Raw genomic sequence first — 18,650 nt, forward strand, 5'->3', positions numbered from 1 at the left:
GTTTCTTCACGTGACCTCCGTTTCACAATTTGCTATCATATGTGAAATAGATGACAGACGTGGGCCGGCCGATCGGTCATGGTTCGGTTGCCGGCCCCTTCAAGCCGCGATCGACCGAAGCGAGCCCTCAGGCATGATGAAGCATTTCAGCGCCGACATCGCTCCCGCGCGCGAGGAGCATCGGGCACATCCCGTTCCGACCGCGCAAGCCGGTCTTCCAACGCTGCTCGGCGCCTGCTTCGCCGATCTGAAGCAGACCGCTGACGATACCGATGCGGCGGCCAATGCGCCGTTGATCCGGGCGATGACCGAGCTTGCATTGATCGAACGCGGCGCGCTCAGGCCCGGCAGCCGGCGCGGCCAAAAGGCGCTACGCGTCGCCCGCTTGTCGATGGCGCACCGCCTGATCGCTCGGCATCTGGCAGAGCCGGCGCTGTCGCCAGCCATGGTCGCCAACCTGCTCGGCATCTCGCTGCGCCATCTCCACGTGCTGTTCGAGGCGGCGGAGATGAGCTTTTCGGAGACCGTGACGGCGATGCGAATCCGCGAGAGCTGCCGGCTGCTCCGCGAGGCGCCGGAGCGAGCGATCGCCGATATCGCCCAGGATTGCGGCTTCGAGAGCCTTGCCACCTTCTATCGCGCCTTCAAGGCGGCCGAAGCCACGACGCCGCGCGACTACCGCGCGCGAGGCTCTCTGCGCGACGGACAGCACCCTGACCGCTTCACGATGCATTCGACAATGACACCGCCGATGGCCGCACCTGATGCGGAACAATCACACACGCTCGGAAACACAACGCTACAATCGTCCAAATCGATAGCCTGCGCGGATTGAGAAGACGCCCCACCGGCGTTGCGTCAAAACCTTCCGGCGACGAGGACGTGTGGGGCGGGAATCATGATGGGCATCGGCGGCAGGCTGACGATGTGGCGCGGCGCGCTGCTGGGGTCGGTCTCTCTGGCCGCAATCGGCTGCGCGTCCGGGGCGCAGGCCGCTTGCTCGGGCCTGGGCACCGGCAACGTGCTCTGCGACGCCGCCAACCCGGTCGGCGGGCACCTTAGCGCGACCTACTCGGGCGACCTCACAGTCACCGTCAACGCCGGCGCCGGAATTACCGACGGCGCGACCGTGAGCGCCTCCGGCAGCATCACCTTCAACCACAACGATCCCGCTGGCATCACGTCTTCTTCCATCTACGACGGGCTCCAGTTCTTGGGAAACAGCGGGATCACCTACACAGGATCGGCTGACGTCACGGCCACCGGGTACGCGATCAATGTCTCATCGAGCAGCGGTTTGGTCTCGATCACGCAAAGCGCCGGGACGATCACGGGTGGCACCGGCATCCAGGTCATGAGCAGCGGACCGGGCGGCAGCGTCAACATCAACACGGTCGGAAGCCAGATCGTAGCAGCCGGCCTGGGAATCTACGTTCTGACCGACGGTCCCCAATCCGACGTCACGATCGCGACAGACGGCGTCAGCGGTGGCACGTACACGGTCGGCAGCGGGATCTACGTCCGGATGGGACAGAGCTTCCACACTGCGCGCAATCTTTCCGTCACGACCAACGGCGCCGTCACCGGCGGCATTTATCTCCAGAACGGGGGCGTCGGCACCATCGATCTCACCACCAACGCGAGCGTCGCTGGGGGGATCTTCGTCCAGGGCAACAACTCAGCCAACACCAGCGCATTCACGGTCAAGCTCAATCAGGATGTCAGCGGCGCCGTCAGCTTGCAGAACTACGGCACCGGCACCACGACGATCCGGACCAAGGGCATCACGGACGGGACCCTTTCGGTTACTGCCTCCGGAGGAGCCAATAACAGCCTCGTCGTTGACGGCGCCATTACCAAGGGCAGCGGCCCCGACTCGTTCTATGGCGGAGGCCTGGCGGGCGTCGGCTTTGGTAGCGCCAGTGGCACCAATACCATAACCTTCAATGGCGACATTTCCGGAACCTTCGACGCAAGAACTTCTGTCGTTCACACGTCCAATGGCACCGCTTACGGCCTTGGCGCCGGGCTGGGCAGCACGTCCAGTGACGGCGCGGCGACACTGAACGCCAACGGATCGATCACAGTCACCGGCATGTCTCGCGCCGGCGACGCCGCTAATGTGACCGGAGCGTCCTTAAGCGCTTACGGTGTGGTGCCGGTCGATTTCCATCTACATGGCGCGGTGTCGGCGACATCGATCAGTGATACCGCCTCGATGGTCATCGGCATCAGTGTGGCGCAGAACAACCTGAGCACGGCGAACCTCACGGTCGACGGCGCCGTCACGGCCACCGCGATCGGCACCGGTAGCACCGCCACCGGAATCACAGGCTCAACCGCCAGCTTTCCCCCGACCATCGTGAACACCGGCACGCTCACCGTGCGCGCCAATGGCGGCGTGACCGCAACCTCGGACGGCGCCGCGACGGGCATCACGCTGAGCCGCGGCAGCACCAGATCCACCCTCTTCACCGCAGGCCTCGGTGGCATCGACCTCGTCGCCAAGGGCACCGTGAGCGCCACCTCGACCAGCGCAGCCGCGATCGGCATCAGCGGCGTCTTCATCAACGCTGTCGACAACGCCGCGACGCTGTCGCTGCGCGCCGAAGGCAATGTCATCGCGAGCGGCCTCGCCGCTGGCAGCTACGGCATCTTCGCCCAGCGCGACGGCCTCGGTGACATCAGGATCGACGCGCTGGCCGGCGTTCAAAGCACGGGCATCGGCATCGCCGCATCGCGCTCGTCGGCCGGCAACATCTTCATCACCACCGGCACTTCCGTCTCGGGCACGACCGGCATTACGACGTCAGGCGGCACCACGACGCTGATCGCCAACGGCACCATCACCGGCACCGGCGGCACCGCGGTCCAGTTCGGCGGCACCAACGACGTGCTGCAAATGCAGGCCAGCACCGTCTTCAACGGCAATGTCTTGGGCACCGGGACCAGCATCCTGCAACTCGTCGGAAAGTCGGCGGCGAGCTTCGATCTGTCGAAACTCGGCACCGGCGCGCAGTTCTCAGGCTTCTCCAATCTCGCACTCCTCTCGGGCGCGAACTGGAGCCTCAGCGGCAATTCGAACTTCGCCGGCTCGATCGACGTCGAGGGCGTGTTCACCCTCAACGGCGCAATGCCGAACGCCAGCGTCACGGTCAGCGCGACCGGCACGCTCGCCGGCAACGGCACCATCGGCGACACCGTCATTAACGGCGGCCTGCTGTCTCCAGGCAATTCGCCCGGCACCATCACGATGGCGAGCCTGACCATGACGGCGGCGACAACCTATCTGGTCCAGGTCACCAACACGACCAGCGACAAGGTGATCGTGACAGGCACGGCCAACATCGCCGGCAATGTCATCGTCGACCCGCTCGAGCGGCTCACCCACAAGGTCACCTACACGATCGTGAGCGCGGGAACGCTGAACGGCACCTACAGCTCGGTGAACCTGCTGCTCGCCAACAATCTCGCCCGCAATCCGGTGCTGAGCTATGTCGGCAACGACGTTCTGCTGTCGCTCGATCCGGGCCTGCTCTCTCCGGTGCTGCCGACAAATGCCGCCACCAACCACAAGAACGTCGCAGGCGCGATCGACAACGCCCTGCTCGGCGGCGCAAGTCTCTCCACCGCGTTCAGCGCGATCTTCAACCCGTCGGGCGACAATCTGCTGAAGGGCCTGACCCAGCTCTCCGGCGAGACCGCGACCGGATCGCAGCAGACCACCTTCAATGCCATGCACCAGTTCATGGGCACGATGCTCGATCCCTTCATCGACGGCCGTGGTGCGACCTCGGCGCCGGCCGGCGCTGTGCCGTATGCTGACGACAATTCATTGGCCTATGCCGCCAAGCGTTCGCCCAGCGACGCGCTCGCTGCGATTGATCGCAAGGCGCCGAGCGCGCAGAGCACCGATCCACGCTGGAGCGTGTGGGCGGCGGCCTATGGCGGCTCACAGACCACCTACGGCAACACCGCGCTCGGCTCCAACGACACCACCAGCCGGATCTTTGGCACCGCCGTGGGCGCCGACTACCGCTTCTCAGCGAATACCATCGCGGGCTTCGCGCTCGCCGGCGGCGGCACCAATTTCAGCGTCGCCAATGACGGCGGCGGCCGCTCCGATCTGTTCCAGGCCGGTGCCTTCGTGCGGCACAATATCGGTGCGGCCTATGTTGCCGGTGCGGCTGCCTATGGCTGGCAGGACATCATCACCGATCGCACCGTGACCGTCGGCGGCATCGATCGCCTGCGCGCCGAATTCAACGCCAATGCGTGGTCCGGACGCGTCGAGGGCGGCTACCGCTTCGTCGCGCCCTGGATCGGCGGCGTTGGACTGACGCCCTATGCCGCCGGCCAGCTCACCACCTTCCTGCTTCCCTCCTATGCCGAGCAGGCGATCGTCGGCGCCAACACTTTTGCGCTGGCCTACAACGCCAAGAGCGTCACCGACAGCCGCAGCGAGCTTGGCCTGCGCGCCGACAAATCCTACGCGCTCGACAACGCGATCCTGACGCTGCGCGGCCGTGCCGCCTGGGCCCACGACTTCAATCCGGACCGCGCGATCGCAGCAACCTTCCAGACCCTGCCCGGCTCAAGCTTCGTCGTGAACGGCGCCGCACAGGCCGCCGATGCCGCACTGACATCGGCTTCGGCCGAACTGAAGTGGAGCAAAGGCTGGTCGGCGCTGGCGAGCTTCGAGGGCGAGTTTTCACCCGTCACGCGCTCCTACGCGGGCAAGGCGGCGATCCGGTATGCCTGGTGAGCGGCGGCCGTTTTGACCGCATAATGGCGGAAATGACGCTTATTTTGGCGAAAACATTAAGGTTTTTCGGCCATTTGCCCGGTTCCAAGATTGACTTTACCGGTTTCGACCCTATGTTGCGGCTCAACGCGGCCTCGGATCGAAGCACGATTCGTCAGGTTTGCCGCCCGTCAGCGTCAGTCAGAGCCCCCGAGCTTTTTTGAGAAGCAAGCCGTTTCGGGGCCGAACGCGACAGCCTTTTACCTTCGATTCCGAACGGCGGTATCGACCAGAGGCGTAATGTCCTTTTCCAATCTTGGCCTTTCCGACAAGGTCCTCGCCGCGGTTGCGGCCACGGGTTACACCAACCCCACTCCCATCCAGGAACAAGCGATCCCCCACGTGCTCGCCCGGCGAGACGTCCTCGGCATCGCCCAGACCGGCACCGGCAAGACCGCTGCCTTCGTGCTCCCGATGCTCACCATCCTCGAGAAGGGCCGCGCCCGGGCACGCATGCCGCGCACCCTGATCCTCGAGCCGACCCGCGAGCTTGCCGCTCAGGTCAAGGAGCAGTTCGACAAATACGGCGCCGGGCAGAAGCTCAACGTTGCGCTTTTGATCGGCGGCGTCTCGTTCGGTGACCAGGACTCCAAGCTGACGCGCGGCGTCGACGTCCTGATCGCAACCCCCGGCCGCCTGCTCGACCACACCGAACGCGGCGGCCTGCTGCTCACCGGCGTCGAGCTGCTGGTGATCGACGAAGCCGACCGCATGCTCGACATGGGCTTCATCCCCGACATCGAGCGCATCTGCAAGCTCGTCCCCTTCACGCGGCAGACCCTGTTCTTCACCGCGACGATGCCGCCGGAAATCAGCCGCATCACCGAAACCTTCCTGCACAACCCCGCCCGCATCGAAGTCTCCCGGCCCGCGACGACCGCCGTCACCGTGACGCAGTTGCAGGTGCCGGCCGGTCGCGAAGCCCACCAGAAGCGCGAGATCCTGCGCCGCCTGCTGCGTGACGCCAAGGACCTCAACAACGCGATTATCTTCTGCAATCGCAAGCGCGAAGTCGCCATTCTTCACAAGTCGCTGCAGAAGCACGGCTTCAGCGTCGGCGCACTCCATGGCGACATGGATCAGTCCGCCCGCACCGCCGCCCTCGATCAATTCCGCAAGGGCGAAATTCCGCTGCTGGTGGCCTCCGACGTCGCCGCGCGCGGCCTCGACATTCCCGCCGTCAGCCACGTCTTCAATTTCGACGTGCCGCATCATGCCGACGATTACGTCCACCGCATCGGCCGTACCGGCCGCGCCGGACGCACCGGCACCGCGATCTCGATCGTCACCTCGCTCGACCACAAGTCGATGGGCGCGATCGAGAAGCTGATCGGCCAGCCGATCCCGCAGGCCGAGGGCGACTACACCGTCGCAGCCGAATCGTCCGACGAGTCCGAGGCGCCGCGCCGCTCGCGCGGCCGCGATCGTGACCGGGATGGTGCCCGCGGCGGCCGCAAGCCGCGCCGCGAGCGCGAGCCCCGTCAGGACCGCGAGCCCGGCCAAGAGAAAGCAGCCCGCCCCGAGCGCGAGCCGCGCCAGGAGCGTGAGCCGCGTCAGGAGCGTGAGCCACGCCAGGACAGGGAGCCGCGGCGCGAGCGCGAGCCGCGTCATGGCAGCCGCGGCCCGGCGGCGCAGCCGGCAGCCGCCTCCCACGTGCCCTCGATCGGCCGCGCCGAACCGCGGCGGCCGCAGCGCGAGACCGACCATGAGCCCGGCGATCACTCGCATCTGCCGGCGTTCCTGCTGCGCCCGGTACGCGCCCGCGCCTGACGTCAGGTGCATTGGCCTGACCTCGCGTCAGGCCAATAAACATCTCCAGCTTCTCCGGTGGAATTTCCGACTGCGCGAATTGGCGCCGGCGTTTGCCGAAAAGGTATCCCCGTAGTTTTACTGTTTACCTCGCCTTCATCCTCGTCCCGTACCCTCGGCCCGTTAATTTAGTAATTGCTGCTGGGCAACAGGCGGCGCTGCTCTGTTTTGGGGACGTGACAGTGGTAAAGCTGTTGGACGAACACGAACGTACGATGGCGTTTGCCGAAGTCGCGCTTGGTCAGATCCGCTCCCTCCGTCAGAACGCTGTCCCCCGCAACTACGAAATCTGGTACGTCTACGCGACCGGCTACAACGCCGCCCTCAACAAGATCATCAACGAGACGCTGGCGCGCAGCGGCAAGCTGAGCGAGGCCGATCTCGAGCAGATCTACGAGACCTATCTCTCGCACATCAAGACCTCCGACCGGATCGACAAGGTCGGCGCACGCGTGATCGGCGAGATCGACGACGTGATGAAGCTGATCAGCGAGGCGCTCGGCGTCTCCTCGACCTATGACGCAAGCCTCGCCGGCGCCAGCGACCAGCTCGCGCATGCCAACACCCGCGAGCAGATCAAGGGCATCGTCGAGAGCCTGGTGCGCTCGACCCGCGAAATGCGCGAGACCAACAAGGCGCTGGAGAACCGCCTTGCGCTGTCGAAGACCGAGATCAGCAATCTCCAGCACAGCCTCGAAGCGATCCGCGCCGAGAGCCTGACCGATCCGCTCACCGGCCTCGGCAACCGCAAATATTTCGACCGCTCGATCGAGATGGCGGTGCAGGCGGCGCTCGCCAGTGGCGAACCGTTGTCGCTGCTGATGTTCGACATCGACCACTTCAAGTCGTTCAACGATTCCTACGGTCACCTCACCGGCGACCAGGTGCTGCGCCTCGTCGCGCAGTCGCTGAAGCAGACCATCAAGGGCCAGGACATCACCGCGCGTTATGGCGGCGAGGAATTCGCCGTGGTGCTGCCGAACACCGCGCTGCGCCAGGCGCTGACCGTCGCCGACCACATCCGCCGCGCCGTCATGGCCAAGGAATTGAAGAAGAAGTCGACCGGCGAGATCCTCGGCCGCGTCACCATCTCGGTCGGCGTCTCCATGCTGAAGCAAGGCGACGACACGGACTCGCTGATCGAACGCGCCGACGCCTGCCTCTACGCCGCCAAGCGCGCCGGCCGCAACCGCGTGATCTGCGAAGTCGATCCGGAATACAGCGCCGAGACGCAGAGCCGCGTGGCTTGATTGCCCCTCATGGTGAGGAGGCGCAACGCGCCGTCTCGAACCACGAGGCCACCGACCTCACCCGCGGCCATCCTTCGAGACGCGCGCGCTGCGCGCTCCTCAGGATGAGGACTTTTTCCTCGACGGCCGTTTTTTAGATTTCTTTGCGGTTGGCTTTGGCTTCTTGGCCGCGGCTTTCTTCGCCGCAGCTTTCTTCGCCCTCGGCCGCTTCTTCACCGCAGCGCGTTGAGCCGCAGCAAGCGCCCCTCGCGCCCAAACCGCAAGCTCCTCGGAATCATCGAACAGCCGCGCCGGCAATTGCCAGTACGAATTGACCGTCACCGTCTTGGTGCGCGTCTGATACTGGAACGGCTTTGATCCTTCCGCCTCATATTGCGGAATGGTCACATCATCGGCGCGAAAATACAGCCCGGCGCGCAACGCCATCGCGAAGTTGGTGCCGTCGGCGGAGATGCCAAAGCCCGAGAACATCTTTCGGATCGTGACCGGGCCGAAATCGGCGAACAAGTCGATCAGGAATTCGCGGTCCATCTTCGGCCTCGTGCCCCGGACGCAGCGCAGCGTGAAACGGTGCGCTGCAGAGCCGGGGCCCATCGGCCTTTGCGCAAGTCGAGGAATGGGTCCCGGTTCAGCGGGGCAGCGTTACACGCTGCACCGCGCCCGGGACAGGAGAGACTTCAGACCGTCGCCGGCTTCAGCTGCACCGACTCGCCGCAGCCGCAGGCGGAGACCTGGTTCGGGTTGTTGAACACGAACTGGGCCTGCATCTTGTCGGCCTTGTAGTCCATCTCGGTGCCGAGCAGGAACAGCACGGCCTTGGGATCGACCAGGATCTTGACGCCCTTGTCCTCGACGACCTCGTCGGTCGGGCGTATCTCGTGGGCGTATTCGACGGTGTAGGACTGGCCGGCGCAGCCGCCGTTCTTGATGCCGACGCGCAGGCCGACAATCTCGGAATCGGCGCGCTGGGTCAGCTCGGTGATCCGGGTTGCGGCGGCGTCCGTCAGTTTCATGACCTGCGGACGGGGCCGCGGCTTCTTGGCAGGTGTCGGTGAAGCGTGTGTCATGTCGTTCATGTGGTCAGTCCCAGCGGCAAATCAATTGCCTGTCGTAAAGCGTAAATCCGATCCCCTAACGCATCACCACATATTGAGCACGAGGCGCGCCTCGTCGGACATGCGGTCCGGCGTCCAGGCCGGGTCCCACACCAGATTGACGTTGACGACGCCGACGCCGGGAACACTGGCGACCGCGTTCTCGACCATCTGCGGCAGCTCGCCCGCCGCCGGACAGTTCGGCGTGGTCAAAGTCATCATGATGTCGACGCTGCGGTCGTCCTTGAGGTCGACCTTGTAGATCAGGCCGAGCTCATAGATGTCGGCCGGGATTTCCGGGTCGAACACCGTCTTCAGCGCGGCGACGATCTCGCCGCTCAGGCGCTCGGTCTCCTCCGCCGGCAGCGCGGACGTGGTCTCCATGGAGGCCGTCTTCATTTCGGCTGTGTCGGTCATGCGAACAATTCCCGCGCCTTGATCAGCGCCTGCACCAGATGGTCGACTTCTTCCTTGGTATTATACATCCCGAACGACGCCCGGCAGGTGGCCGTGACGTTGAACCGCTCTAAAAGCGGCATCACGCAATGGGTGCCGGCGCGGACCGCGATGCCCTGACGGTCGATCACGGTGGCGACGTCATGGGGATGCGCGCCCTTCATCTCGAAGGAGATCACGGGCCCCTTGCCCTTGGCGGTGCCGATCATCCGCAGCGAGTTGATCTCGCGGAGGCGCCCCTCGGCATACGTCAGCAGATCGTGCTCGTGGGCGGCAATGCGCTCCTTGCCGATCGAATTGACGTAGTCGATGGCCGCACCGAACCCGATCGCTTCCACGATCGCCGGCGTGCCGGCCTCGAATTTGTGCGGGGGATCGCCATAGGTGACCCAGTCCTGCGCCACCTCGCGGATCATCTCGCCGCCGCCATTGTAGGGGCGCATCGCGACGAGGTGCTCGTGCTTGGCATAGAGCGCGCCGATCCCGGTCGGGCCGTACAGCTTGTGACCGGTGAAGACGTAGAAATCGCAGTCGATGTCCTGCACGTCGATCGCAAGATGCACCGCGGCCTGGCTGCCGTCGATCAGCACCGGAATGCCACGCGCATGTGCGAGCTTCACCACGTCCTTCACGGGAACGACGGTGCCGAGTGCGTTCGACATCTGCGTCATCGCGACCAGTTTTGTCCTGGGCGACAGCAGCTTCTCGAACTCGTCGAGCAGGAAATTGCCTTCGTCGTCGACCGGCGCCCATTTGATCACGGCGCCGTGGCGTTCCCTGAGGAAATGCCAGGGCACGATGTTGGAATGGTGCTCCATGATCGAGATGATGATCTCGTCGCCGGCCTTGATGTTCGGCTCGCCCCAGGACGACGCCACGAGGTTGATCGCCTCGGTGGCGTTGCGGGTGAAGACGATCTCTTCGTTGCGGCGGGCGTTGAGGAACTTTGCGACCTTTGCGCGGCCGCCTTCGTAGGCTTCCGTCGCGGCGTTCGCGAGGTAATGCAGGCCGCGATGCACGTTGGCGTATTCGCTCCTGTACGCCTCCGTCATGCGGTCGAGCACGGCGAGCGGCTTCTGCGCCGACGCCGCGTTGTCGAGATAGACCAGCGGCTTGCCATAGACCTTCATCGCGAGCGCCGGGAAATCCTCCCGGACGCGGGCGACGTCGTAAGCGCCGTTGCTGACTGCCGGATGCTGGGTCATGCCCGCGCCTCCAGCCAGCGCTGCGCGGTTAGAATCGCAAACTCGCGCAACTCGTCACTGGCGATCTGCTCGATCGCTTCACCGACGAACGCCTGGATCAGCAGCGCCTGGGCGTCCTTCTCGGGCAGGCCACGGGCGCGCAGATAGAACAGCAGGCTCTCGTCGAGCGCACCGGTGGTGGCGCCGTGGCCGCAGGTGACGTCGTCGGCGAAGATTTCCAGCTCCGGCTTGTTATCGGCCTCGGCCTCGTCCGAAAGCAACAGCGCCCGCGTCATCATCTTGGCGTCGGTCTTCTGCGCATCGGGACGTACGATGATGCGGCCCTGGAACACCGAATGAGCGCGGTCGTCGACCACGGCGCGGAAGATCTCGCGGCTGTCGCAATGCGGCACCGCGTGATCCATGAACAGCGTGGTGTCGGCGTGCTGCTTGCCGTTGAGCAAATTGACGCCGTTGGTCTCGACCTTGGAGCCCTGGCCGGCGAACGCGATCGTCAGCTGGTAGCGGCTGACGCTGGCGCCCGAGGTCAGGCCGAACGTGTTGAAATGCGCATGAGCACCGAGCGACACATTCGCCGAGGAGATGTTGAAGGCGTCGAGCGCGTCCTCGACGACGCGAACATGGTCGAGCCGCGCATTGTCGCCGATCGAAACCACCAGACCATCGTGCGCCTGGTAGGCCTTGGCGCCATCGGCGGCGGCATAGCTCTCGACCAGCGTTGCGACCGTGTCACGGCCAAGCCGGACCAGCGAACGCGTGAACATCGCAGCCGGAGCTTGTGCGGAAGCGATGTGGACGATCTGGATCGGCTGGCTCAGCACGGTACCCTCAACGATGTCGACGACGACGCCGTCGGTCGCCATCGCGCCGTTTAGCGCGATCATCGGATTGGCGGCGTCGGAGGTCAGCGCCTCTGCGGCCAGTGCCGTATCAGCGCCTTCCAGCACCTCGCGCAGCGAGCGGATGTTCAGCCCCTTGTCGAGGCCGGCGAGATCGGACAGCGACGGCGCGAACACGCCGTCGACCAGCACCACGCGGCGCGCGCCGGCGATCGCGACCGACTTGGCGGCCGTCGCCGCGCGGGTCAGCGCGGCCGCATCCGGCGCGGGCGCCAGCGGCAGCACCTCGCGCATCAGTGCGCGCAGGTCGGTGTATTTCCAGTCCTCGATCCGCCGGTGCGGAAGGCCTGCACGTTCGTAAGCCTCGAACGCCTGGCGCCGCTGCTCGGCGATTGCGCCCTTGCCGGGCAGCCGCTCACGCGCGACCGCAAATGCGTCGCTCAGCGCGCGTCCGGTCTCGGTCTTTGCCACAACCACGTTCATCACAAGATCCGTTCAGCGTCAGGCCGCGTCTTCGAACTGGGCGTAGCCGGACTCTTCCAGCTCCAGCGCCAGCTCCTTGCCGCCACTCTTGACGACGCGGCCCTTCGACATCACGTGCACGACGTCGGGCACGATGTAGTTCAGCAGCCGCTGATAGTGGGTGATCACGACCATCGCGCGGTCGGGCGTGCGCAACGCGTTGACGCCGTCGGCAGCAATGCGCAGCGCGTCGATGTCGAGGCCGGAATCCATTTCATCGAGGATGCAGACGGCCGGCTCGAACAGCGCCATCTGCAGTACCTCGTTGCGCTTCTTCTCGCCGCCGGAGAAGCCGACATTGACGCCGCGCTTGAGCATGTCCTGCGGAATGTTCAGCGATTTGGCGACCTCGCGGACCTTCTTCAGGAAGTCCGGCGTCGAATATTCGTCCTCACCGCGCGCCTTGCGCTGCGCGTTCAGCGCGGTGCGCAGGAAATTCATGGTGGCGACGCCGGGAATCTCGACCGGATACTGGAACGCCAGGAACACGCCCTTGGCGGCGCGCTCTTCCGGGGCCATCTCCAGCAGGTCCTCACCCCTGAACAGGATCTGGCCGTCGGTCACCTCATAGCCCGGCTTGCCGGCGATGACGTGGCTGAGCGTCGACTTGCCGGAGCCGTTCGGCCCCATGATCGCATGCACCTCGCCCGGATTCACCGTGAGCGTCAGTCCGTGGAGAATCTCACGCTCCTCGACGCGGACCTTCAGATCTTTCACTTCAAGCAAAGACATTTTGTTTTTTCCATCTCTCCCCTCACCCTGAGGAGCGCCTTCAGGCGCGTCTCGAAGGGCGAGGCCAACAATCTTTCCGGTATCCATCCTTCTCAGGATGAGGTCGGTGCTAGCCGACCGATCCCTCCAGCGAGATCGAGATCAGCTTCTGCGCTTCCACCGCGAACTCCATCGGCAGTTGCTGCAGCACATCCTTGACGAAGCCGTTGACGACCAGGCCGACAGCTTCTTCTTGCGAGAGACCGCGCTGGACGCAGTAGAACAGCACGTCCTCGGAGATCTTCGAGGTCGTGGCCTCATGCTCGAACGTCGCGGACGAATTCTTCGCCTCGACATAGGGCACGGTGTGCGCGCCGCATTTGTCGCCGATCAAGAGCGAGTCGCAGGCGGTGTAGTTGCGCGCGCCGGTCGCCTTGCGATGCGCGGTGACCAGGCCGCGATAGGTGTTCTGCGATTTGCCGGCGGCGATGCCCTTGGAGATGATGCGGCTCGACGTGTTCTTGCCGAGATGGATCATCTTGGTGCCGCTGTCGACCTGCTGGAAACCGTTCGAGATCGCGATCGAATAGAATTCACCACTGGAATTGTCGCCGCGCAGGATGCAGCTCGGATACTTCCAGGTTATCGCAGATCCCGTCTCGACCTGGGTCCAGGAGATCTTCGAGTTCTTGCCGCGGCAGTCGCCACGCTTGGTGACGAAATTGTAGATGCCGCCCTTGCCCTCGGCATTGCCGGGGTACCAGTTCTGCACCGTCGAGTACTTGATCTCGGCGTCATCGAGCGTGACGAGCTCGACGACGGCGGCATGCAGCTGGTTCTCGTCGCGCTGCGGCGCCGTGCAGCCTTCGAGATAGGAAACGTAGGAGCCCTTGTCGGCAATGATCAGCGTGCGCTCGAACTGGCCGGTGTTGCGCTCGTTGATGCGGAAATAGGTCGACAGCTCCATCGGGCAGCGCACGCCCGGCGGCACGTAGACGAACGAGCCGTCGGAGAACACCGCGGAGTTCAGCGTCGCGAAGTAATTGTCAGAGGTCGGCACCACGGTGCCGAGATATTTCTGCACCAGATCGGGATGCTCGCGGATCGCCTCCGAGATCGGCATGAAGATCACGCCGGCCGCCTTCAATTCCTTCTGGAAGGTGGTCGCCACCGACACCGAATCGAACACGGCGTCGACCGCGATCTTGCGATTGGCCGACGGCTCGCCACCCGGCGGCGGCTCGACGCCTTCCAGCATCGCGACTTCGCGCAGGGGAATGCCGAGCTTCTCGTAGGTCTTGAGGATTTCCGGATCGATCTCGTCGATCGAGGACAGCGTCTTCTTCTTCGGCGCCGAATAGTAATAGAGATCCTGGTAATCGATCTTCGGATAGTTGACGCGCGCCCAGGTCGGCTCGGTCATGGTCTGCCAGCGACGGAACGCCTCCAGGCGCCATTCGAGCATCCAGGCCGGCTCGTTCTTCTTCGCGGAGATGAAGCGGACGGTATCTTCCGAGAGACCCTTGGGGGCCTTGTCGGACTCGATCAGGGTCTCAAACCCATATCGATACTGGTCGACGTCGATGCGCCGGACGCGCTCGACCGTCTCTTGTACAGCAGGCATTCATATCCTCCGCTCGCGGTTTCAAGGACCGCGGTGGATCTCAGTTCCGAAAGTCTCTTACGATGCTTTTGGCACGAAATCACTTGGCTTAGAACCGTTCAAGCCGTGTTTCGTCGCTCTCCCTTAACTAGGGTATCTCTGAGCTTTCGCCAAGCCTTGAGCACCAATTCCACATCTGCGTGTGATGTAGACCACCCAAGACTGAGCCGCACCGCTGCCTGGGTCACATCAGGACGGTATCCCATTGCCGCCAAGACGTGGGACGGCTGGACCTTGCCCGAGGAGCAGGCAGACCCCGAGGACACCGCCACCCCGGCCAGGTCGAAACCGATCACGGCGGTCTCGGCCTTCATGCCCGGAATAGCAAACAGAACGGTATTCGGCAACCTCTTAACCTGTTCCGAGAACACGACCATGTCAGGCGTCTGCCGCAGGCCGTTCTCGAGCTGATCCCGCAAGTCCCGCACCCGGGCAGAATCGGCCGTGAGCGCCGCCATGGCAGCCCTGGTCGCAGCGCCAAAGCCGGAGATTCCGGCGACGTTTTCGGTCCCTGCCCGCCGCCCCTGCTCCTGCCCACCGCCCCGCAGCAGCGCATCAAGTCCCTGAACGCCATCAGCTAGCACCAGCGCGCCGACACCCTTCGGCCCGCCGATCTTGTGCGCCGACAGCGTCAGCAGATCGGCCTGGCTGGAGGCGAGATCGAACGGGATCTTTCCAAACGCCTGGATCGCATCGACATGCAGCAGGCCGCCCGCGGCGTGCACGATCGAGGCAATGTCAGCGACTGGCTGGATCGCGCCGGTCTCGTTGTTGGCCAGCATCACCGACACCAGTGCCGGCGGCCCCTCGCCGAGCAGCGCCCGCAGATGATCGAGATCGACAAGGCCCGCGCGCGTGACGTGAATGACCTTGATCGCCTCGGGCGCAAAGCGGCCACCCGCCAGCACCGACGCATGCTCGATCGCGGACACCAGCAGACGCGTCACCGGCGCGCTTGCGCCGCGCACCAAGCCCGGCGTCAGCGCCAGCGCATTGGCCTCGGTGCCACCGGACGAGAACACGACATCCTGCGGCCGCGCGCCGACGGCACCGGCCACCGCCTCGCGGGCGTCCTCGACCAGCCGGCGGGCCTTGCGCCCCTCGGTATGGACCGACGACGGATTACCGCTGAGCTCCAGCGCAGCAACCATCGCCGCCTTGGCCTCGGGGCGCAGCGGCGTGGTCGCATTCCAGTCGAGATAGACGCGGTCGGGCATTTGAGTAATATATTACCTATCTCAGGGCCGGTGCGGCGAGTCGCCGATACCCCCGCATTATCGCAAGTGGGGATCGCGGCGTCGCCTGCAATCGCAGAAGCGACATGAGAACCGCATTCCCAGGTGTTCAAGATGCTTGCTTTTTGCCCCTCGCCTCATGCTAGAAGCGGGCCGCAAACTCACGAGCGCCAACCGCGCGGCGCGCCACGCAACGCCGATCACCCTTTCGATGAGCCGCTGTGTCAGCCGCAATCCGGTTGATGTGTTTGGGTCGACCGAGGGATCAATCAAGAGACCACGATGCCTGAAGTTATTTTCACCGGCCCTGCTGGCCGCCTCGAGGGTCGCTACCATCCGGCCAAGCAGAAGAACGCGCCGATCGCGATGATCCTGCATCCGCATCCGCAGTTCCACGGCACGATGAATCACCAGATCGTCTACCAGTGCTACTACGCGTTTGCGCATCGCGGCTTCTCGGTGCTGCGCTTCAACTTCCGCGGCGTCGGCCGCAGCCAGGGCTCGTTCGATCACGGCACTGGCGAACTGTCGGACGCGGCGAGCGCGCTCGACTGGGCGCAGGCGATCAACCCCGAGGCCCGCGCCTGCTGGGTCGCCGGCTTCTCGTTCGGCGCCTGGATCGGCATGCAGCTCCTGATGCGCCGCCCCGAGGTGGAAGGCTTCATCTCGATCGCCCCGCCCGCCAATCTCTACGACTTCTCCTTCCTCGCGCCCTGCCCGTCCTCAGGGCTCATCGTGCATGGCGACAAGGATGCGGTGGTGCCGGCCAAGGACGTCAACACGCTGGTCGAGAAGCTGAAGACCCAGAAGGGCATCGTGATCGACCAGCAGGTCATCCCCGGCGCCAACCACTTCTTCGACGGCAAGCTCGAGCCGCTGATGGAGACGGTGACCGGCTATCTGGATATGCGGCTGGCGAACGTGCGCTGAAGCCGGTCTCGTGCCCCGGACGCGGTGCATCGCGAAGCGGTGCGCCGCAGAGCCGGGGCCCATCTCACCGCTCGGATTCGCCCGTCATGGGTCCCGGTTCTGCGAAGGAGCGCTTGCGCGCTGCATCGCGCCCGGGACACGATAGTTTTTGCGTCGGAGCTACGCGGCGAGCTTCAGCATGTGCGCATTGTGGCGGTCGAGGAACGCACGCAGCAGCTTTGGATAGTCCGGCGACACCGCGCCCGTCACGCTCGGCCGCTTTTCCAGCGCCGTGCGCCACGCCCGCAGCTTCGGCGTCTCCGCGAAGATGGCGAGATCCGTAAGCTCGTCGAACACGTCGAAATAACGGAAGATCGGCGCGAACACCGCATCCACCAGGCTGAAGCTTTCGCCAGCAAAAAACGGCCCCTCGCCAAGCGCCGCCTCGACCCGGGCGAATTTGGCCACGATCGCCTGCCGCTTGCTCTCGAAGGTCGCAGCATCGGTTGTGGTCTCGAGCCCCCAGAGATCGCCGAGGATCGCCGAGCCGAACTCCATCCAGGCCCGGGCTTGCGCACGCGCCAGCGCATCCTGCGGATGCAGCTTCGTGCCGCCCTGCGTCTCCTCGATGTACTCGCAGATCACGTTGCTCTCGAACAAGGCGACCTCCTTGCCGTCGTCAGCGGTCACGACCAGCACCGGCACCTTGCCGAGCGGCGAGATCTTCAAGAACCAGTCCGGCTTGTTGGCAAGATCGATGTCGATCCGCTCGAACGGCACGCCCTTCTCAGTGAGCGCGATCACCGCGCGCTGCACATAGGGGCAGAGTTTGTGGCTGATCAGCTTCAGGGCGGGCATGGCGCTTCCTCAGATTAATGCATCTGCATCTAATTAGATGCAAGTGCATGAACATGTCAACGCCTGCCCTGTCGCGTCAGGACAACAAAGCGTGAGCACGCGTCGGCGCGATGACGGGAGACGGGTTGGATGGGAAAGACCGGAGCGCCGCCGCTCAGGGCCGCGCGACAATGCCGCCGGTCATCGGGATCGGCACGCCCGTGGTGGTCGGATAGCTCAGCGGCAGGCCTTTCAGGCCGCGCGCGGCGAGGTAGCCAAACGCCTGGGCCTCGATCGCATCCGACGCCCAGCCGAGGACCTCGGCCGCCTCGACGGTCGCAGGCTGCAGCCGCTCGCGCAGCATGCGGAGCATGGTGAGGTTGCGGGCGCCGCCGCCGGCGACGATCCAGCTTCGCGGCGGCTTCGGCAGCAGCGGCACGATCCGGGCAATCGCGGCCGCCGTGAAGGCGGTCAGGGTCGCGGCGCCGTCCGCCGGCGGCAGGCCCGCCAGACGGAGCCTCGCGAAATCATTGCGGTCGAGCGATTTCGGCGGCGGCGCGGCGAAGAACGGCAGCCGCAGCGCCTGCTGGATCCAGGCCTCGTTGACCCTGCCCTGCGCGGCAAAACGGCCCTCGGCGTCGAACGGCAGATGCATCTCGCGGAACATGAAGTCGTCGAGCAGCGCATTGCCGGGACCGGTGTCGCAGGCGATCAGCGTGTCCTTTCCGTCGATATAGGTGATGTTGGAAACGCCGCCGATATTGACCACGACGATCGGCCCCTCGCGCTCCAGCGACTGGGTCAGCGCGCGGTGATAGACCGGCACGAACGGCGCGCCCTGTCCGCCGGCCTCGACGTCGGCGGCGCGGAAATCATGCATCACGGGGATATGGATCGCCTTGGCGAGCGCCGCGCCGTCGCCGATCTGCACCGTCAGCCGCCGTTCCGGGCGGTGCAGCACGGTCTGGCCATGGAAGCCGACGATGTCGATATCCTCGGCGGTGATCCGGTTCTGGGCCGTAAACGACGCCACCGCCTCGGCGTGGGCGATGGTGACGGCGTGCTCCGCCTGCCGCAGGATCCCCGGCCGGGCGTCGCGCTGGGACAGATGAACCGCCTCGGTCAGGGCCTGGCGCAGCAGGCTGCGCTCGCCGTCGGTATAGGGCCGGTAGCTGGAGGGGCCGAACGCCCGGACCTGCCGGCCGTCGGTTTCGATCAGTGCGACGTCCACCCCGTCGAGCGAGGTCCCGCTCATTAGACCGAGTGCCGTTAGCATCATCGCAGATCAAGCCCCAGCCGGGGGGAGCCCGGCTTGT

At 65.0% G+C, this 18,650-nt stretch carries 15 protein-coding genes; 5 read left to right on the forward strand and 10 right to left on the reverse strand.

Translation table 11 applies throughout. The features are described from left to right. The first annotated feature begins 133 nt into the window (after positions 1-133). The 4 genes from JQ604_RS41555 (at position 134) to JQ604_RS17035 (ending at position 7,863) form a co-directional block, all read left to right on the forward strand. Entirely contained in the window at positions 134-835 is a 702-nt protein-coding gene (locus JQ604_RS41555; RefSeq protein WP_349631109.1) for a helix-turn-helix transcriptional regulator, read from the forward strand. A 63-nt stretch (positions 836-898) separates the two neighbouring features. After that, entirely contained in the window at positions 899-4,765 is a 3,867-nt protein-coding gene (locus JQ604_RS17025) for an autotransporter domain-containing protein (RefSeq protein WP_212358561.1), read from the forward strand. Between the two features lie 279 nt (positions 4,766-5,044). Further along, a complete protein-coding gene (locus tag JQ604_RS17030; protein ID WP_212358562.1) occupies positions 5,045-6,574 on the forward strand; it encodes a DEAD/DEAH box helicase in 1,530 nt (509 codons plus the stop codon). A 221-nt stretch (positions 6,575-6,795) separates the two neighbouring features. Beyond that, complete coding sequence (locus tag JQ604_RS17035) at positions 6,796-7,863, forward strand: GGDEF domain-containing protein (protein ID WP_212358563.1); 1,068 nt, start codon at positions 6,796-6,798, stop codon at positions 7,861-7,863. A 99-nt stretch (positions 7,864-7,962) separates the two neighbouring features. On the opposite strand, the gene JQ604_RS17040 is transcribed toward JQ604_RS17035, so the two are convergent. The 8 genes from JQ604_RS17040 to JQ604_RS17075 all read right to left on the reverse strand — a co-directional run bounded on the left by JQ604_RS17040 (position 7,963) and on the right by JQ604_RS17075 (position 15,570). Then, complete coding sequence (locus tag JQ604_RS17040; RefSeq protein ID WP_212358564.1) at positions 7,963-8,394, reverse strand: TfoX/Sxy family protein; 432 nt, start codon at positions 8,392-8,394, stop codon at positions 7,963-7,965. A 146-nt stretch (positions 8,395-8,540) separates the two neighbouring features. Then, positions 8,541-8,930, reverse strand: a complete 390-nt coding sequence (locus JQ604_RS17045) for a HesB/IscA family protein (RefSeq protein WP_212358663.1) — start codon at positions 8,928-8,930, stop codon at positions 8,541-8,543. Between the two features lie 72 nt (positions 8,931-9,002). Continuing rightward, positions 9,003-9,374, reverse strand: coding sequence for an SUF system Fe-S cluster assembly protein (locus tag JQ604_RS17050; RefSeq protein ID WP_212358565.1), 372 nt, complete (start codon positions 9,372-9,374; stop codon positions 9,003-9,005). Further along, positions 9,371-10,618, reverse strand: a complete 1,248-nt coding sequence (locus JQ604_RS17055; protein WP_212358566.1) for a cysteine desulfurase — start codon at positions 10,616-10,618, stop codon at positions 9,371-9,373. The genes JQ604_RS17050 and JQ604_RS17055 overlap by 4 nt, the downstream gene beginning before the upstream one ends. Continuing rightward, the gene (sufD, locus tag JQ604_RS17060; RefSeq protein WP_212358568.1) at positions 10,615-11,940 is read right to left on the reverse strand and encodes a Fe-S cluster assembly protein SufD; all 1,326 of its coding nucleotides are present in this window, start codon (positions 11,938-11,940) and stop codon (positions 10,615-10,617) included. Before sufD ends, JQ604_RS17055 begins: the two co-directional genes overlap by 4 nt. A gap of 18 nt (positions 11,941-11,958) precedes the next feature. Then, on the reverse strand, positions 11,959-12,711 hold the full coding sequence (gene sufC / locus JQ604_RS17065) for a Fe-S cluster assembly ATPase SufC (protein WP_212358570.1): 753 nt from the start codon (positions 12,709-12,711) through the stop codon (positions 11,959-11,961). A gap of 109 nt (positions 12,712-12,820) precedes the next feature. After that, on the reverse strand, positions 12,821-14,314 hold the full coding sequence (gene sufB, locus JQ604_RS17070; RefSeq protein ID WP_212358572.1) for a Fe-S cluster assembly protein SufB: 1,494 nt from the start codon (positions 14,312-14,314) through the stop codon (positions 12,821-12,823). A 98-nt stretch (positions 14,315-14,412) separates the two neighbouring features. Beyond that, positions 14,413-15,570 carry a cysteine desulfurase family protein gene (locus JQ604_RS17075; protein WP_212358574.1) on the reverse strand — a complete coding sequence of 386 codons (1,158 nt, stop codon included), beginning with the start codon at positions 15,568-15,570 and terminating at the stop codon, positions 14,413-14,415. A gap of 300 nt (positions 15,571-15,870) precedes the next feature. On the opposite strand from JQ604_RS17075, the gene JQ604_RS17080 reads away from it, so the two are divergent. Continuing rightward, positions 15,871-16,518, forward strand: coding sequence for an alpha/beta hydrolase (locus tag JQ604_RS17080; RefSeq protein ID WP_212358576.1), 648 nt, complete (start codon positions 15,871-15,873; stop codon positions 16,516-16,518). 159 nt (positions 16,519-16,677) lie between these two features. Here JQ604_RS17080 and JQ604_RS17085 read toward each other — a convergent pair whose 3' ends face one another. Continuing rightward, positions 16,678-17,355 carry a glutathione S-transferase family protein gene (locus JQ604_RS17085; RefSeq protein WP_212358578.1) on the reverse strand — a complete coding sequence of 226 codons (678 nt, stop codon included), beginning with the start codon at positions 17,353-17,355 and terminating at the stop codon, positions 16,678-16,680. Between the two features lie 154 nt (positions 17,356-17,509). Beyond that, positions 17,510-18,613, reverse strand: a complete 1,104-nt coding sequence (locus JQ604_RS17090; protein WP_212358580.1) for an anhydro-N-acetylmuramic acid kinase — start codon at positions 18,611-18,613, stop codon at positions 17,510-17,512. Between the last annotated feature and the right edge of the window lie 37 nt (positions 18,614-18,650).

This window comes from Bradyrhizobium jicamae (genome assembly GCF_018130695.1).
GTDB lineage: Bacteria > Pseudomonadota > Alphaproteobacteria > Rhizobiales > Xanthobacteraceae > Bradyrhizobium > Bradyrhizobium jicamae_B.

What these genes read in the sequence shown, in the direction of transcription:
- JQ604_RS41555 (WP_349631109.1), top strand. Translation starts at nt 134, where the DNA reads ATGATGAAGCATTTCAGCGCCGACATCGCTCCCGCGCGCGAGGAGCAT.
- JQ604_RS17025 (WP_212358561.1), top strand. Translation starts at nt 899, where the DNA reads ATGATGGGCATCGGCGGCAGGCTGACGATGTGGCGCGGCGCGCTGCTG.
- JQ604_RS17030 (WP_212358562.1), top strand. Translation starts at nt 5,045, where the DNA reads ATGTCCTTTTCCAATCTTGGCCTTTCCGACAAGGTCCTCGCCGCGGTT.
- JQ604_RS17040 (WP_212358564.1), bottom strand. Translation starts at nt 8,394, where the DNA reads ATGGACCGCGAATTCCTGATCGACTTGTTCGCCGATTTCGGCCCGGTC.
- JQ604_RS17045 (WP_212358663.1), bottom strand. Translation starts at nt 8,930, where the DNA reads ATGACACACGCTTCACCGACACCTGCCAAGAAGCCGCGGCCCCGTCCG.
- JQ604_RS17050 (WP_212358565.1), bottom strand. Translation starts at nt 9,374, where the DNA reads ATGACCGACACAGCCGAAATGAAGACGGCCTCCATGGAGACCACGTCC.
- JQ604_RS17055 (WP_212358566.1), bottom strand. Translation starts at nt 10,618, where the DNA reads ATGACCCAGCATCCGGCAGTCAGCAACGGCGCTTACGACGTCGCCCGC.
- sufD (WP_212358568.1), bottom strand. Translation starts at nt 11,940, where the DNA reads ATGAACGTGGTTGTGGCAAAGACCGAGACCGGACGCGCGCTGAGCGAC.
- sufC (WP_212358570.1), bottom strand. Translation starts at nt 12,711, where the DNA reads ATGTCTTTGCTTGAAGTGAAAGATCTGAAGGTCCGCGTCGAGGAGCGT.
- sufB (WP_212358572.1), bottom strand. Translation starts at nt 14,314, where the DNA reads ATGCCTGCTGTACAAGAGACGGTCGAGCGCGTCCGGCGCATCGACGTC.
- JQ604_RS17075 (WP_212358574.1), bottom strand. Translation starts at nt 15,570, where the DNA reads ATGCCCGACCGCGTCTATCTCGACTGGAATGCGACCACGCCGCTGCGC.
- JQ604_RS17080 (WP_212358576.1), top strand. Translation starts at nt 15,871, where the DNA reads ATGCCTGAAGTTATTTTCACCGGCCCTGCTGGCCGCCTCGAGGGTCGC.
- JQ604_RS17085 (WP_212358578.1), bottom strand. Translation starts at nt 17,355, where the DNA reads ATGCCCGCCCTGAAGCTGATCAGCCACAAACTCTGCCCCTATGTGCAG.
- JQ604_RS17090 (WP_212358580.1), bottom strand. Translation starts at nt 18,613, where the DNA reads ATGATGCTAACGGCACTCGGTCTAATGAGCGGGACCTCGCTCGACGGG.